Consider the following 13,838-nt stretch of genomic DNA (forward strand, 5'->3'; position numbering starts at 1 on the left):
CGCCGATCGAGAGTTTCAATCAGTCGTACGTCACGGCCACCCCGCCCGGCCTCACCGAGGAGCAGTTGTTGGCGGCGGTGGACGCGGTAGTGGACCACCACGACGCGTTGCGCCTGGTGCTGCATCGGGACGAGCACACCGGCGAGTGGACGCTGCGCGTACGGCCCACCGGAAGTGTGCCGGCGCACTCCCTTGTGTCTACTGTGGATATCCGCGGTGTGGATGAGGCGCAATTGGCGGACATCGTCACCGAGCAGGACGGCCTCGTCCGCCGGAGTCTCGACCCCGATGCGGGCCGGATGCTGCGTTTCGTGTGGTTCGACGCGGGCACGAATCGTCCCGGCCGGCTGCTGGTGATGGCGCATCACCTCGTGGTCGACGGAGTTTCCTGGCGGATCCTGCTGCCTGACCTGGCGGCCGCCCACGCTGCGGTGCAGCGAGGGGACGAGCCGGTGCTGCCGACCGTCCGGACCTCACTACGCCGCTGGGCGAACATCCTCGCCGAGGCCGCGACCGGGCCACGGTTCGTCGAGCAACTGCCGTTCTGGCTGGATGTCGCGGACACCCCACAGCCGGTGCTCGGCTCCGTGTCCCTCTCCCCGGAGCGGGACACGTTGGCCACCGCCCGGGACCTGCTGGTCGAGCTCGGCCCCGAGCACACCGAACCGTTGCTCACGAGCGTTCCGTCGGCCTTCCGGGCGGGGATCACCGACGTGTTGTTGACCGGTCTCGGCCTCGCGGTCCGCGAATGGCTCCGCCGCAGAGGGGGTGACTCGGGGTCCCTACTGGTCGACGTGGAGGGGCACGGACGCTCCGAGGAGGTGTTCGGCCCCGACCTGGACCTGTCCCGCACCGTGGGCTGGTTCACCAGCCTCTATCCCGTTCGGCTCGACCTGGACATCTCGAGCTGGGAGCAGGTGCGCGCAGCGGGACCTGAACTCGGCCGACAGCTCAAGCGCGTCAAGGAGACACTGCGCTCCGTGCCCGACCACGGCGTCGGATTCGGCCTTCTGCGCTATCTGAACCCGGAGTCGCGCGGGAAACTCAACGCGGTCGAAGCGCCACGGATCGGGTTCAACTACCTCGGGCGGATGGCCACCGGAGCCAGTGACGGCGAGGCAGCGAACGGGTACTTCACGCCGGTCGACGACCCGCGCAACGGCACCGAGGCCGGCGACGGCGACCTTCCGTTCGCACACTCACTGGAGATCAACGCGATCACCGAGGACCGGCCTGACGGACCGCACCTGCGGCTGAACCTTGCCTGGCCGGATGCCGTGCTGACCGGTGAGGGTGTCGGCGAACTGGGCGAACTGTGGTGTGAAGCGCTGACTGCGTTCGTCGAACACACCGCTCACGGGGATGCGGGCGGACTCACCTCGTCCGATGTGTCCCTGGTGTCGCTGTCACAACAGCAGATCGAAGCTCTCGAAGGAAAACTCGGAGGCATCACCGGATGAGCCCGATCGAGGACATCCTGCCGCTCACCCCGCTACAACAAGGGCTGCTCTTCCACGCCGGCTACGACACCGAGGGGCACGACTTCTACCTCGTGCAACTCGTCGTCGAGATGCACGGCGACCTGGACGAGGACCGGCTTCACACAGCAGCCACGGCGCTGCTGCAGCGCCACGCCAACCTCCGCGTGGTGTTCGTCGACGAGGGGGTGGACGAACCACTCCAGGTGGTGCGACGTGACGTCGACCTGCCGTGGCACACCGTGGACCTCTCGGACCGGGACGCAGCCGATGCCGAGGCGGAATTCACCCGTCGATACGACGCGGAGCGCTCACGGCGGTTCGCCCTGGACTCTGACGTGCTCGTGCGGGTGACACTGTTCGCGCTTCCCGGCAAGCGGTTCCGACTTGCGATGACCCTGCACCACATTCTGCTCGACGGCTGGTCCATACCGATCCTCGTAGAAGAGCTGTTCCATCTCTACGAGGTCGAGGGTGACGAAGCACGACTGCCCCGTCTCACGCCGTACCGCGAGTACCTGTCCTGGCTGTCCCAGCAGGACCCGGCACCCGCGTACACCGCCTGGAACAGCCTGCTCACCGACGGGGCAGGTGTCGAGCCCACGCTGCTCGCGCCCGCGGAGCCACCGACGACGCAGCACGCACCCCGAACCGTCACGGTGCGGCTGTCTCGCGAGCTGACAACGGCGTTGACCGAGGTCGCCAAGACAGGCGGCTGGACGCTGAACACGCTGGCCCAGGTGGCGTGGGGAACCGTGCTCGGCAGGCAACTCGGACGCACCGACGTGGTCTTCGGCGGTACCGTGTCAGGGCGGCCTGCGGAGCTGCGCGGCGTGGACCGCATGGTCGGCCTGTTCATCAACACGCTGCCGGTGCGTGTGCGCAGCTCGTCGGGGGACACGTTCGCCGACGTACTCACCGCCGTACAGCGGAGCCAGTCCGAACTGCTGCCCTACCAGCACATCAGCTTGGCCGAACTGCACCGCAGGACCGGGCACACCAGCCTGTTCGACACAGCGTTGGTGTTCGAGAACTTCCCGACCGACGTCACCGATACGGTGCTCGCCGACGGGCTGGTCGTGACCGACCTCGACGTACGCGACGCCACGCACTACCCGTTGACAGTGATCGGCGTGCCCGGTCACGAATTGACCCTCCACCTCAACTATCGGGCCGATGTCCTCGACGAGTCGCTGGTGGCCCGCTTGGGCCGCTGGCTGAAACGCGTTCTCGTCACCATTGCCCGGGATCCCGCGACCTCGTGTGAGCGCCTCGAATTGATCGATGCGGCCGAGCGGGAGTCGGTGCTGGGGACATGGAATGACACGACGCATCCCTTGCCCGGCCCGGACACACTCACCGAGCTGCTGGATCGCCAGGCGCGACGCAGTGCGGGTGCGGTGGCGGTGATCGAGGGCGAGCGGCAACTGTCCTATGCCGAGCTGTATGCCCGGGCGGACAGCCTGGCCGCACATCTACGGGCCGCCGGTGCCGGACCCGACCGGGTGGTGGGCGTTCTCCTTCCCCGGTCCACCGACCTGGTCGTAACCCTGCTCGCCGTGCTCAGATCCGGCGCTGCCTATCTCCCGTTGGAAACACATCTGCCCGATGGGCGGCTCGCATTGATGCTGCGCGACGCCGACACGTGCTGTGTCGTCACCACCGCCACACTCGCCGATCGGCTACCCGGCGACGTCGACACCCTGCCACTCGACGCCCTGCCGGCCGAACCGCCGCCTTCGGGGGCGCCCCACAGGGGCGGCGCGCCGGGCCCGGACAACCTGGCCTACGTCATATACACCTCGGGCTCCACCGGCACTCCCAAAGGCGTCGCAGTTCCCCACCGGGGTATCGCGAACCGTCTCCACTGGATGCAAGCCGAATACGGGCTCACCGAGGACGACCGAGTCCTGCAGAAAACTCCCTACGGATTCGATGTCTCCGTCTGGGAGTTCTTCTGGCCCCTGACCACCGGCGCCGCCATCGTGGTCGCCGAACCCGACGGCCACACCGACCCGACCTACCTCATCCACGCGATCACCGCTCACGAGGTGACCACCGTCCACTTCGTCCCCTCCATGCTCGACACCCTCCTCGCCCACCCTGCAGCACCCCACTGCGCCACCACACTGCGCCACGTCGTCTGCAGCGGCGAAGCACTCCCGCCCGCGACCATGAACAAGGCGCTGTCCATCCTCGGGGCCCCGCTCCACAACCTCTACGGCCCCACGGAAGCCTCCATCGACGTCACCGCCTGGACCGCCAGACCCGACCACACTCACGTCCCCATCGGCCGGCCCATCTGGAACACCCAGACCTACGTACTCGATGCCCGGCTATCACCTGTCCCGCCCGGTGTCACCGGCGAGATCTACCTCGCCGGAGTGCAATTGGCCCGCGGCTACCTCACCCGGCCCGGTCTGTCGGCGGAACGATTCGTCGCCAACCCCCATGGCGCCCCGGGCACCCGCATGTACCGCACCGGCGATCTCGGCCGCTGGAACCACGACGGCACTCTCACCTATCAGGGCCGTACCGATCGCCAAACGAAGATCCGCGGGCAACGCATCGAACTCGGCGAGATCGAGACCGCCCTCACCCGCCACCCCCACGTCCAGCACGCCATCGCCCTCGTCCGCACGGACCGACCCGACCACCCACAGCTCACGACCTATCTCGTCGCCGAACCCGGCGCCACGCTCGATCCCGACGAGCTGACCGAGTACGCCGAGGCACACCTGCCCCGCTACATGGTCCCCACCGCCTTCATCACCCTCGACGCACTCCCGCTGACCCCCAACGGCAAACTCGACCACACGTCGCTGCCCGCCCCGGCCGTGGAGTCCGCCGGGGGGCGCGCCGCGCGCACCGTCACCGAACGGACGTTGTGCCAGGCGATGGCCGACGTTCTCGGCCGGGACACGGTCGGGGTCGAGGACAGCTTCTTCGCCCTCGGTGGGCATTCGCTGCTCGCCCCCAGGCTGGTCAACAGGATCCGGTCGCTTCTGGGGACCGAGTTGTCCGCGCGCACCGTGTTCGAAGCACCGACTCCGGCAGCGCTCGGCCGGCGCATCGACGGTCACGACAGCGGTGACGGCCACGCGTTGAATCCGATACTGCCCGTACGCACCGCGGGCGACGCGGCACCGTTGTTCTGCATCGCACCTGCGGGCGGGTTGAGCTGGGCCTACGCGGGACTGCTCGGCACGATCGACAACGACGTCCCCGTCTACGGGCTGCAGGAACCGGGTCTGTCGGAACCCGCGCTGCTGCAGGCGTCGATCCCCGACAAGGCCGCCCGGTTCGCCAAGGAGATCCGCGAGGTCTCCTCCCGGGGCCCACACCGGCTGGTCGGCTGGTCAGCGGGCGGGCACATCGCGCACGAGACGGCCGTCCAGTTGCAAGAGCAGGGTGAGACCGTCGAGCTGCTGGTCATACTGGACGCCTACCCCCCGACGTCCCCGCGGTGGCGCGATCTCGCTGAGGTGTTCACCGACGCGTTCGCCGACACGGGGCTCACCTACGCCGACCTCGACACCGCTGAGGGACGGAGCACCCTGTACCGCGTGGTCCGCGGCGAGCTGGGGGATCCGGACTGGATGACCGACGAGATCGCAGATCGGGTGCTGCGCAGCTATCTCGCCAACACCGCAGCGATCGCGAGTTTCCGACCCCGACGGTTCCACGGGGATCTGCTGTTCTTCAGGGCGCTTCACCACGCAACCGATGAGGTTGGGCGGCCCGAGAACTGGCGGGACCACGTCAGCGGCCGAATCGACGTTCACGAGCTGGATTGCGCCCACGACGACCTCCTCAGCGGCGATGCGCTCACCACCATCGCCACCGTCCTCAACGACCACCTCACTACACCGCACAACAACGATTAGGGAGTGAATGACAGTGACCAACCCGTTCGAAGACCCGGCCGGTTCGTACTTCGTTCTCGTCAACGACGAAGGCCAGCACTCGATGTGGCCCGCCTTCGCCGAGGTGCCCGCCGGTTGGCAGGTCGTGTTCGGCGAAAGCACCCGCGACGCGTGCCTCGAGTACGTCGAGCAGAACTGGACCGACATGCGGCCGAAGAGCCTGATCGACGCGATGAGCAACGATGACTGATTCGCCGGGCTCCGCTACGAACACCTGGATCCGGACCCACACACGCAGGCCCGATGCCGAGATCAACCTCGTGTGTCTACCTCACGCCGGTGGTTCCGCGAGCTACTACCGGCGATGGGGCAGCCTCGCTGTTCCTGAGATCGAGGTACACGTCGTGCAGTACCCGGGCAGGGAGGACCGGTTGATCGAGACACCGATCCGGTCCATGTCCGTGCTCGCCGACGCGGTGTCCGAGGCCATCGCACCATTGTTCGAGCGGCCCGTGGTGTTGTTCGGCCACAGCATGGGCGCCTGCTTGATGTACGAGGTCGCGCTGCGCGCCGAACGAGCCGGCCGGGATCCGGCGCTGCTCGTCGCCTCGGGCTCGTCCGCACCACATCGACGTGAACGCAGAAGCATCCATTCCGCAAGTGATGCGGAACTGCTCGACGAACTCCGCAGAGAGGCGGCGACCGACAGCGCGGTATTGGAGAGTCCGGAGTTGCTGGAACTGCTCCTGCCCATGGTGCGCGGTGACTACGAACTGATCGAGACCTACCATCCGGCCGCCCCGGAGCCGCTACGAACGCCACTGACGGTTTTCCGCGGGGCCGACGACGCCGACGTCGACGAAACGGGTGCGGCCGCGTGGTCCGAGGTCACCGCAACCGGCGCGTTGCGACACCACCAGGTGTTCGCCGGCGATCACTTCTATCTACGAGATCCGGACGAGGTGCTGTCCGTTCTCGGTTCTTTCGTCGGTTCCCTCAGCACGCAGCAGCAGGCCTGAGTGAACCGGCGGGCACGCGATTTTTCTACACCGCGAAGGAGAAACCCATGAACCTGTCCGACGACGGTCCACTGCGAATCGCCACTCTGGACCCCGGTGAACGGACGCAACTGGCGGAACTGGCCCGTGCGCTACCCGGCGATGAGGACGCACGGGTGGACGACGAGAGATGGATCGCAGCCGTACGGGACGCGTGGGAAGACGCTCCGGCTGGCCTCCGCCGAGCACTGCGTGAATTCCGCCGCCACTCCGGTCAGGCCGGAACCCTGTTGGTACGCGGACTTCCCGTGGCGGACGACGTCGGCGACACCCCGTCCGTGGCCGGCTCGGTCGAACGCAAGGCCACCGTGTCTGCGTCCGTGCTCATGCTCATCGCCCACGGGCTCGGTGACCCGGGTGCCTACCGGCCGGAGAAGACGGGCGCGCTCGTCCAGAACGTCGTCCCGGTGCCCGGTCAGGAGAACCTCCAAGCCAACTCCGGTTCGGTTCACCTGACATACCACATCGAGAACGCATTCCACCCGCACAGGCCCGACTTCGTGATGCTGCTGTGCGTACGGCCGGACCACGAAGGCATTGCCGAGCTGCGTACCTGCTGTACCCGGCAGGTGATTCCGAAGCTCTCCGAAGAGGCTAAGACGAACCTACTGACCCCTCAGTTCCGCACCGATCCCCCACCGTCGTTCTCGGACCTGCAGAGCGGTAACCACGACGCCACTTCCCACGCCGTGCTGACCGGCGACCCGGACGACCCGAACCTGTGCTACGACGAGGCTGCCACCACTCCCCTGACTGAAGCGGGTGTGGAGGCCACGAAGGAACTGAACGACCTCTTCCAGAGCTCGTTCAACGCGATCCGGATGCGCGCCGGCGAACTCGCCATCGTGGACAATCACGTGACCGTCCACGGCCGCTCCGCGTTCACCCCTCGGTACGACGGCCGGGACCGCTGGCTCCAGCGCACGTACGTGCTCGCGAACCTGCGCGATTCGCGCGGTAACCGCCCCGGCGACGGCTACGTCATGGGGACCTGAGGAACATGGATCTGCTGAAGGGAAAGAAGATCCTGGTCACCGGAGTGATCACGCAGTCTTCGATCGCTTACCATGTGGCCAGAACCGCGCAGGAGCAGGGCGCCGAGGTCATCCTGACCGCGTTCGACCGAGTGCGGTTGGTCGAACGGATCTCTGACCGACTACCACGACCCGCACCTGTGGTGGAGCTCGATGTCACGAACGAGGAACATCTCGATTCCCTGACCGCTCGGATCGCGGAGCACGCCGATCGGATCGACGGCGTGGTGCACTCCATCGGCTACGCGCCCGCGGACGCGATGGGCGGCAACTTCCTCACCACGCGGTGGCAGGCGGCCTCCCAGGCACTTCACGTATCGACCTACTCGTTGCAGGCCCTCACCCGAGCCAGCCTGCCCCTGCTCAGCCCGGGATCGTCCGTGGTCGGTCTCGATTTCGACTCACGCCAGACATGGGACGAGTACGACTGGATGGGTGTGGCGAAAGCAGGGCTCGAATCGTGCGCTCGCTACTTGGCTGATTACCTGGGGCCCGGCAAGATCCGGGTCAATCTGGTCGCCGCTGGCCCCCTCTACACGACGGCCGCGCGGTCCATCAGTGCTCAGGGCAACGGCGGGGCCCGAGCCCTGGCCCGGTGGTGGGACGACAAAGCCCCACTCGGCTGGGATGACGAGGACTTCGACCCGGTCGCTCGGGCGTGCATCGCATTGTTGTCCGACTGGTTTCCCGCGACAACGGGCGAAATCGTGCACGTGGACGGCGGCGCGCACATCGTAGGAGGGCCGCCCCGCGCCCAGGCGGGTCCCGGACACTGCGCACATTGAACGAAACGAGGATCATGATGACGGCAGCGGCGGAGTCGCCCGGCCAGAACAATGCATTATTGGTCGCCATCCTCACCTGCGAGATTGGCTTCTGGGTGGTCCTCCTCGCAGGTTTGGTGGCGCGTTACCCGCTGCGCAGGCCACGGCTCGGCGGATTCCTACTCGCCGCCGTGCCTGTCGTCGACCTCGCGCTGGTCGCGTTCTCCGCGATCGATCTCCACACGGGTGGCAGTCCCGGTCTGGCGCACAGCCTGGCCGCGGCGTACCTGGGGGTCAGTGTCGCGTTCGGACCAGACCTGGTGCGCAGGATGGACGCGAGGTTCGCCCATCGGTACGCCGACGGTCCGCCGCCACCGAAGCCTCCCCGGCACGGCCCCGAAAAGATCCGCTACGAATGGGCTTTGTGGGGCCGGTGTGCACTGGCGATGGTGCTTTCCGCTGCGCTGACGCTCGTACTGTTCCTTCTTGCCGGTCCCCAATCCACCGCACTCGCACTCTGGAACTTTCAGATCCAGTTGGCCGTGATCACCGTCGCGTGGCTGCTGTTCGGTCCCGTCCGGGTAAGCGTGTTTTCGGCAAAGGAGCCCCTCGACATCGATGAGAAAGGATCGGGAACCTGATGACAGCGGCCGAGCCCGCAGTGGACATGGCGGGAGTCGCCAAGTCCTTCAGCGGGCACCGCGCACTGGAGCACGTCGACCTCTCCATTCCGACCGGGACCGTACTCGGCCTACTCGGTCCCAACGGAGCCGGCAAGACGACGCTGGTGCGAATCCTGACCACATTGCTGCAGCCGGACGCCGGACACGCGAGCGTGCTGGGACACGACGTCGTCACCGAATCCGCCCAGGTACGGCAACACATCGGAGTCTCGGGCCAGTACGCCGCCGTCGACGTCAACCTGACCGGGTTCGAAAACCTGTGGATGGTCGGCAGGCTCTACGGACTGGGTCGTTCGGGTGCGGCGGCACGAGCTCGGGAACTACTCGACCAGTTCCGGCTCAGCGACGTCGCAGAACGCGCGGTCAAGACCTACTCGGGCGGCATGACGCGACGACTGGACCTGGCAGGCGCACTTGTCGCCCGGCCGCGTGTAGTCGTCCTCGACGAACCCACCACCGGGCTCGACCCACGGTCCAGAATGGACACGTGGTCACTCGTGCGTGACCTCGTGTCCGACGGTGCCGCAGTGCTCCTCACCACCCAGTACCTCGAGGAGGCCGACCAACTCGCCGACTCGATCGTCGTCCTCAACCAGGGCCGCGTCGTGGAACGTGGCACCTCCGACGAGCTGAAGTCGAGAGCGGGCCAGGAGTGTCTCGAGGTATCCGCCGACATCGAACATCTCGACGACCTGAAGGACGCGATGACACTGATCGGGGACGGCAGGCCCGTGGTGGAGACCCACCTGTGTCGGGCACGGGTATCGGTACGTGACCGCCGCGCGGATGTATCGGCACTGCTCAAACTGCTCGAGGAACGCGACATTCCGGTACTCGATCTGTCGCTTCGCCGGCCGACCCTGGACGACGTGTTCCTCGAGTTGACCGAGTCGGCACAGACGGAAGGGCCGTCGGCATGAAAACACTGGCCAAAGCGGTCAACGAAGGCTACGTGATCGCCTGGCGGAACCTGCTCGGGGTTCGCCGCAGTATGGATTGGCTGTTCGCTGCCGTCGTACAGCCCATCATGTTCGTCCTGTTGTTCGGGTTCATCTTCGGCGGCGCGCTCGGCGGAGGCCAGTACCGTGAGTTCCTCGTACCCGGCATCATCGTGCAGGCTCTGGCGTTCAACTCGGCGTTCACCGTCGTCGGATTGTCCACCGATCTCGGCAAGGGCGTGATCGATCGACTACGCACCCTGCCCATATCGCGGGTCGCCGTGATGGTGGGCCGGACCTTGTCCGACCTGGCCGTGACCGTGGTCGCGTTGACCGTCATGTCGATATGCGGGCTGCTCATCGGCTGGCAGATCCGAGGCAGTTTCCTCGACGCGATATTGGCCTATCTCCTGCTGCTCATGTTCGCATTCGCTATGTGCTGGATCGGCGCGCTGATCGGCTTGGTGGTGCGCAGCCCCGAGGTCGCACAGAGCGCTGGGCTGATCTGGCTCACCCCGCTCACTTTCATCTCTTCCGGGTTCGTGCCGTTGGACTCACTACCCGGCCCGCTTCAGTTCGTCGCGGAGTGGAACCCGATCACCGCCGTGATGAACGCGATACGGTCCCTGTGGGGTAACCCCCCTGCGCCGGGCACGACCACCCTCGGGTCCGAGAGTTGGCCGGTGGCGCATGCGCTGGAGTACTCGTTGCTCAGTTCGATCGTGATCATCGCGGTCTTCGTTCCGTTGAGTATCCGCATGTACCGCCGCGCGACCGCCCGCCAGTGACGCGTGTTCGCCAGTGTGCCCCGGTGACGGCAAGTCGGCCTCGGCGACGCGGAGGCCGGAAACTCGTCGCACCTTCCGCGGCACGGCCCCTGCAGGCCGGTTCCGACACATGAGCCGCACCCGTGGTCGTGACGTCGGTCGACGTCACGACCACGGGTGCGGCCGGTGCAGCGAACCGGCCGCACGGGCCGAAGCCGCGGCCCGTGCGGCCGACGTCCCAACAAACTCCGACGCTCACACCACGCCCAGTTCCTGGGCCAGAATGGCCGCCTGCACTCGCGAACGCAGATCCAACTTCGTGAACAACTTGGAGACATGGGTTTTGACCGTCGTCTCACCGATGAAGAGTTTCGCCGCGATCTGAGCATTGGAAAGCCCTTGCCCGACGCAAACGAGCACCTGGCGCTCCCGTTCGGTCAAATCGTCCAGGCTTACCTCGGGTTTGTGAGCACGGGCTCCGTCGGATAACGCGAACGCCGTGATGAGCTTCCGCGTGATCTGGGGAGCGAGCACGCCCTCGCCGGCGGCGACGAGTCGAACAGCTTCGATGAGCCGGTGCGACTCGGCCGACTTCAGGAGGAACCCGGCCGCGCCCGCCTGAAGCACCCCGTAGACGTACTCATCGACGTCGAAAGCGGTCAGCACCAGGACGTCGCAGATCGACTCGCTCACCAAGGTCTTGGTCGCGGTGATTCCGTTGACCACGGGCATCCGGACGTCCATCAGAGCGACGTCCGGTCGGTGGATCCTGGCTTCACTGATGACCGCGGCACCGTCTGCGGCCTCGGCTACCACCTCGATGTCAGGGGCACTGTTGAGAATCACGACGAGTCCCGTGCGTACGGCGGCGTGGTCGTCCCCGACAAGGACTCTGATCGTCATCCTGCAACCCCCGTGATCGGCAAGTCCGCCTGCACGACCCATCTGTCTTGGCCAGCTCCCGCCGACAGTGTGCCACCGAGCGCCACAGCACGTTCCCTCATGTTCAGAAGCCCGTTCCCGTCAGACCGGTCATCTGGCCGCGTAGGCGCGGCAAGGTCGTTCGCGATGTCAACCCGCAGGCTGTCGTCCACTCTGGACACCTCGACGCGGGTCCTCGCCTTGGGTGCGTGCTTCATGACATTGGTCAACGCTTCCTGTGCAATGCGGTACGCGGTCAGGTCCACGGCCGCTGGCAGGGCCGGGCCATCGATCCGCAAATACGCCTCGACATTCACACCGCTGGCCCTGATCGAATCGATGAGGTCCGGCAACGAGCTCAACCCACCCGGCGCAGTGGTCTCCGGGGCGTCGCCGCTATGGGCCCGTAACAGCCGGATCATAGCCCGCATTTCGTCGAGGGCGCGGACGCTGTTCTCTCGCACCGAGGTGAGCATCGCGCGCGTCATGTCGGCATCGTCGACGGACAACGCCGCTTCTGACTGGATAGCGATCGCCGACACGTGACTGGCGATCACGTCGTGCAGGTCGCGTGCCATCCGAGTACGCTCATCGACCACGGCCGCCGCGCGGTCGAGCTCGGCGATCTTGGCCAACTGCGCGGCATTGGTCCGTTCCGTTTCAGCAATCGCCTGGTGCTGCCGAATAATGGTGGCCACCCACACCGGTCCGATGATGAACGGAACTGCGGCCAGCGCTGTCAGCAGGGTCACCTGCCAGTCCGGCACGAGCGTCTGCGAGATCAGCACAGCGCCGAAGGTGACGACGAGCGAAACGACGATTATGACGTTGCTCAATCGCGACGTTCCGTAGCGTTTCACCGCATACAACAGGTCTGCAAAGACGATCAGCATCGGCAAACTGACCCCGTTGAGACCACCGACGACAGCATCGGCGAGGACCAACACCAGGCCAATCGCCGCCGCGACGACGCCGGCGCGCCGACGGAACAACTCCACCGCACAGATGGCAGCGAACAGCGCAATCCGAATCCAGCCCGGTATCGCGTCGTCGAGCGTATCCAGTGGATACAGGCCCGTCAGGTACAACGCCAAACCGATGAGCACTGAACTGGCCACGACGAGGGCGTCCTGTTGAAACTCCGGTAACCGCTTGAGCTGGAGCGGCGACCATCGGACCAGAGCCTGCACGGAGCTACCTCACCACGACGGGCGCAGGGGCACATCCTCCGAAGGGAGGAAGTAAAGTCGTTCCAAATCCCGACGACGTATCGACGCCACATCAACGATCCTTGAAATCGACACGACGTAGTCCGGGCGCCACCTCGCGCTGCTTCAGCTGTCGCACGGAAGCCTCGCCGTCCTCGCTGAGGACATCCTGTTTCCCGACGACGCGAGGATCGGCTGCCGAGCAGTGCCCGACCGAGTACGCGACACCATTGAAGACGGCTGTCCAGGAGGAACTCGATGAGCGACGAGACAAGAGCGAACGACAACAAGTGGGCCCCGTGGTGGGCGTACGTCGTCATCATCGCCGGCTGCAACATCGTCAAGCAGCCGTTGATCGAGCCTTACGGCATCGTTCTGAACGTGATCGTCACCATCGCACTGGTCGCCGGCCTCTTCGTACTGATCACAGCTGTCTACCGCGGGCTCGCTAAGCCGAAACAAGACGGCTGACGGGTGGACCTGGCCGTGGGCCGGCGTCGTCGACGCCGACTGCCGCCTCACGGCCGGGCGCTCGGCACAGCGCGCCTTCCGCGAATCGAGTCCAAGCTGCCTTCGACCGGATTCGCCAGCCTCGGCGCGGGAGTTACGTGACGTGCGCTTGGTTTCTTTCCGGGGGCGGGAGTCTGTCGTGAGGACGCCGGCCACACACTGCGCCGACTCGACCTGACGCCGATTCGACCTGAGGTCGAGCAATGAGGTTGAGCAATGAGGCGAGCCTCCCGGCGAGTCCTCGTGGTGGGACTCGAGCCGGGAGGCTCGTCTCATTTTTTCTGTTAAGTTCGGCGGTGTCCTACTCTCCCACACCCCTTCGGGTGCAGTACCATCGGCGCTGGCAGGCTTAGCTTCCGGGTTCGGAATGGGACCGGGCGTACCCCTACCGCTATCACCACCGAAACACTACGAAACAACACACCGGCTGCCTCCCCACACACCCACGTGGGGATGGTGTGGTGTTTCAGGATCGTAGAGTGGGTGCGTAGCATCGTTGTGGACAAGTCCTCGGCCGATTAGTACCAGTCCACTCCAACACACATTACTGCGCTTCCATGTCTGGCCTATCAACCCAGTCATCTACTGGGGGCCTTAACCCACAACGGGGT

Annotated in this window: 11 protein-coding genes, 2 rRNA genes and 1 pseudogene; 10 read left to right on the plus strand and 4 right to left on the minus strand. The window is 66.0% G+C overall.

Going from position 1 to position 13,838, the window contains the following annotated elements:
• Window positions 1-20: 20 nt before the first annotated feature.
• The 9 genes and pseudogenes from LY13_RS26175 to LY13_RS12460 form a co-directional block, all read left to right on the plus strand.
• Window positions 21-1,448, plus strand: a pseudogene (locus LY13_RS26175) (condensation domain-containing protein); the annotation flags it as partial.
• Between the two features lie 8 nt (window positions 1,449-1,456).
• Window positions 1,457-5,365: a non-ribosomal peptide synthetase gene (locus LY13_RS12425; protein ID WP_253828549.1), complete on the plus strand. Its 3,909-nt coding sequence runs from the start codon at window positions 1,457-1,459 to the stop codon at window positions 5,363-5,365.
• 13 nt (window positions 5,366-5,378) lie between these two features.
• Window positions 5,379-5,594, plus strand: a complete 216-nt coding sequence (locus tag LY13_RS12430) for an MbtH family protein (RefSeq protein WP_308216321.1) — start codon at window positions 5,379-5,381, stop codon at window positions 5,592-5,594.
• Window positions 5,587-6,363 carry a thioesterase II family protein gene (locus tag LY13_RS12435; protein ID WP_253828551.1) on the plus strand — a complete coding sequence of 259 codons (777 nt, stop codon included), beginning with the start codon at window positions 5,587-5,589 and terminating at the stop codon, window positions 6,361-6,363. The genes LY13_RS12430 and LY13_RS12435 overlap by 8 nt, the downstream gene beginning before the upstream one ends.
• 47 nt (window positions 6,364-6,410) lie before the next feature.
• Entirely contained in the window at window positions 6,411-7,397 is a 987-nt protein-coding gene (locus LY13_RS12440; RefSeq protein WP_253828552.1) for a TauD/TfdA family dioxygenase, read from the plus strand.
• Between the two features lie 5 nt (window positions 7,398-7,402).
• Window positions 7,403-8,221: an enoyl-ACP reductase FabI gene (gene fabI, locus LY13_RS12445; protein WP_253828553.1), complete on the plus strand. Its 819-nt coding sequence runs from the start codon at window positions 7,403-7,405 to the stop codon at window positions 8,219-8,221.
• Complete coding sequence (locus tag LY13_RS12450) at window positions 8,218-8,841, plus strand: hypothetical protein (protein WP_253828554.1); 624 nt, start codon at window positions 8,218-8,220, stop codon at window positions 8,839-8,841. The genes fabI and LY13_RS12450 overlap by 4 nt, the downstream gene beginning before the upstream one ends.
• A complete protein-coding gene (locus LY13_RS12455) occupies window positions 8,841-9,803 on the plus strand; it encodes an ATP-binding cassette domain-containing protein (RefSeq protein ID WP_253828555.1) in 963 nt (320 codons plus the stop codon). The genes LY13_RS12450 and LY13_RS12455 overlap by 1 nt, the downstream gene beginning before the upstream one ends.
• Window positions 9,800-10,609: an ABC transporter permease gene (locus tag LY13_RS12460; RefSeq protein WP_253828556.1), complete on the plus strand. Its 810-nt coding sequence runs from the start codon at window positions 9,800-9,802 to the stop codon at window positions 10,607-10,609. Before LY13_RS12455 ends, LY13_RS12460 begins: the two co-directional genes overlap by 4 nt.
• A gap of 234 nt (window positions 10,610-10,843) precedes the next feature.
• Here the strand turns inward: LY13_RS12460 and LY13_RS12465 are convergent, their stop codons facing one another.
• Together LY13_RS12465 and LY13_RS12470 are read right to left on the minus strand one after the other, a co-directional pair.
• Complete coding sequence (locus LY13_RS12465) at window positions 10,844-11,491, minus strand: response regulator (protein ID WP_253828557.1); 648 nt, start codon at window positions 11,489-11,491, stop codon at window positions 10,844-10,846.
• On the minus strand, window positions 11,488-12,699 hold the full coding sequence (locus LY13_RS12470; RefSeq protein ID WP_253828558.1) for a sensor histidine kinase: 1,212 nt from the start codon (window positions 12,697-12,699) through the stop codon (window positions 11,488-11,490). The genes LY13_RS12465 and LY13_RS12470 overlap by 4 nt, the downstream gene beginning before the upstream one ends.
• Window positions 12,700-12,975: 276 nt before the next feature.
• On the opposite strand from LY13_RS12470, the gene LY13_RS12475 reads away from it, so the two are divergent.
• Window positions 12,976-13,188, plus strand: a complete 213-nt coding sequence (locus LY13_RS12475) for a hypothetical protein (RefSeq protein WP_253828559.1) — start codon at window positions 12,976-12,978, stop codon at window positions 13,186-13,188.
• 327 nt (window positions 13,189-13,515) lie between these two features.
• Here LY13_RS12475 and rrf read toward each other — a convergent pair.
• Both rrf and LY13_RS12485 read right to left on the minus strand, forming a co-directional pair.
• A 5S ribosomal RNA gene (gene rrf, locus LY13_RS12480) occupies window positions 13,516-13,632 on the minus strand.
• A 93-nt stretch (window positions 13,633-13,725) separates the two neighbouring features.
• Window positions 13,726-13,838: ribosomal RNA gene (locus LY13_RS12485) — 23S ribosomal RNA — on the minus strand; the annotation flags it as partial.

Source organism: Prauserella aidingensis, from assembly GCF_024171865.1.
Taxonomy (GTDB): Bacteria; Actinomycetota; Actinomycetes; order Mycobacteriales; family Pseudonocardiaceae; genus Prauserella; species Prauserella aidingensis.

Excerpts from the sequence above, each read along its gene's own strand:
- LY13_RS12425 (WP_253828549.1), top strand. The coding sequence starts at position 1,457 with ATGAGCCCGATCGAGGACATCCTGCCGCTCACCCCGCTACAACAAGGG.
- LY13_RS12435 (WP_253828551.1), top strand. The coding sequence starts at position 5,587 with ATGACTGATTCGCCGGGCTCCGCTACGAACACCTGGATCCGGACCCAC.
- LY13_RS12440 (WP_253828552.1), top strand. The coding sequence starts at position 6,411 with ATGAACCTGTCCGACGACGGTCCACTGCGAATCGCCACTCTGGACCCC.
- fabI (WP_253828553.1), top strand. The coding sequence starts at position 7,403 with ATGGATCTGCTGAAGGGAAAGAAGATCCTGGTCACCGGAGTGATCACG.
- LY13_RS12455 (WP_253828555.1), top strand. The coding sequence starts at position 8,841 with ATGACAGCGGCCGAGCCCGCAGTGGACATGGCGGGAGTCGCCAAGTCC.
- LY13_RS12460 (WP_253828556.1), top strand. The coding sequence starts at position 9,800 with ATGAAAACACTGGCCAAAGCGGTCAACGAAGGCTACGTGATCGCCTGG.
- LY13_RS12465 (WP_253828557.1), bottom strand. The coding sequence starts at position 11,491 with ATGACGATCAGAGTCCTTGTCGGGGACGACCACGCCGCCGTACGCACG.
- LY13_RS12475 (WP_253828559.1), top strand. The coding sequence starts at position 12,976 with ATGAGCGACGAGACAAGAGCGAACGACAACAAGTGGGCCCCGTGGTGG.